Origin of the sequence: Stutzerimonas stutzeri (genome assembly GCF_024448935.1) — a bacterium.
GTDB classification, from domain to species: Bacteria; Pseudomonadota; Gammaproteobacteria; order Pseudomonadales; family Pseudomonadaceae; genus Stutzerimonas; species Stutzerimonas stutzeri_AO.
In genome coordinates this window covers 1-1666 of record NZ_JAMOIE010000214.1, presented here as the reverse complement: position 1 = coordinate 1666, position 1666 = coordinate 1, and the positions used below count along the sequence as shown (strand labels likewise).

Genomic DNA, 1666 nt, shown 5'->3' with positions numbered 1-1666 from the left:
ACCTTTTGCACAGCCGCTGGCATGCATCGGTGCGCAGGGGATAGAGCAGGATCCGCTTAGGGGACGCGCCGTGGCGTTGATGGCGACTGTCCTGTCTGCCACGGCCTGTAGTCAAACCGACGTCCAGCCAGTTGGCGGCACGGTAACAGTGACCACTGAAGCGCTGAGTGTCCACCAGGGTTTCAACCAACCAGGGGCGGACGCCGTACTGTTGCTCCCAATCCCGGGTGACGGCGCGCACTGCCAGCGCCAGGACATGGCTGGCCAGATTGGGGATCCGCACCCAGGGCAGGAGCAGGAAACGACTGTTGTTGATCAGCCGGTGGAGATTCGCTCGGCGGCTGGCATCGTCCCAGCCAATCCAGACATCCCGGGCCTTCATGCGCCAGGCGGGTGAGGAGAACTGCAAGCACCCCAGCACGGCAGGCTCTCGGTGTGAGGTTTCGATCAGGTAGCGCAACGAAGCGCCATACGCGGTGCGGTAGCCCAGGTAGTGGTAGCGCTCGATCAGTTCCCGCCATGGGTGTTGCTCGGCTGATTGTTCGACCCGCCGCAGGCGAATGGGCTGCACGTCGGCCAGATTCCCTTGCAGGGGTGCCTGGGGTTCGCCCTGCGCGGTGCGCACAATCCTGGTGGTGGTGCCCGGCGGCCTGCCCGCGCGCGGGGCGGGTAAGCTGATCAACCCCTGCGCCTGCAATCGTTGCAACAGGTCACGGCATTCGCGGGTTTTCAGGCGACCGTTGGGACGGCACCAATCCATCCATTCGCACAAGGTAGCCGCCAACTCCTCCTGGCTCAATCCGGGATAGCTGACGACACAGCGGCGGATCAGTTCAAGTTGTGCGGTATCGAGCGATTGCCCACAAAAGGCAGGGAGGCGAGCGTTCATGGTTAGCTGGTGTCCGGGGGTGTGAGCTTCCAGCCCTTCATCATGAAATCGAGCAGGGCGTCAAAGCTCTCGAAGCAGTGGTAGCAGGTCAGTGCCTGAATATGTTGGAAGAACATCTTGCGGCTGGGCAGCTTGGCGCGGATCAGTTGGTATTTGCTGTCCATGCGATCGAGCAGGGTGTGCAACAGGAAGGCCAGCAGGTTCAGGGTGGCCAGGGTGGCGGACAGGTGGTGTTTGCCGTGACCGAAGTTGTGGCTCAGGTGATAGCCTTTGGTCTTGAGAGTATTGTTGTTCTCGTTCTCCACCTTCCATCGCGCCCGCCCGGCCTGCACCATGGCCTCGACGTTGCTGGCGTCGATGGGGTGATTGCTGACAAAGGCGTTGCGGTAGAGCAGCTTGCCGTTCTCGTCGGTGGTGGTCAGCTCACACCAATTGACCTCAAGTGCCTCCTTACCCTCGCGCAGAGGCAGTTGGCTGGCGAAGCGGTAGTTGTCCCGTTCTGTGCGTTTGCCCTGGCGCCGCTGCCGCGTCAGGGTGTGTACCGCGCCGGTTGTCTCCAGCCCCTCAAGCCACTCATACAGCGTTTTGTGGGACGCTGGCTTGCACACGAAGAGGAAGTTCCAGCCGGCGGCCAGGACCTGTTCACACAGGGGTTGGCGGCTGTAGAGATCATCCCCCAACAGGGTGACCCGATGGCCCTGAAAACGGCTGGCGTGTTGGCTGATCCAGCGCTTGGCGGCGGCGTTCTCGCAGTCCTGCTTCTGGTGGCCGTCCTGC

Annotated in this window: 1 protein-coding gene and 1 pseudogene; both read right to left on the bottom strand. The window is 62.4% G+C overall.

Annotated features, from left to right (window positions below):
- Window positions 1–889, bottom strand: an 889-nt coding sequence (locus tag NA637_RS24900; protein WP_256075230.1) for a DUF4338 domain-containing protein, incomplete at its 3' end; no start/stop codon positions are given.
- 2 nt (window positions 890–891) lie between these two features.
- Window positions 892–1666: pseudogene (locus NA637_RS24895) on the bottom strand (ISNCY family transposase); the annotation flags it as partial.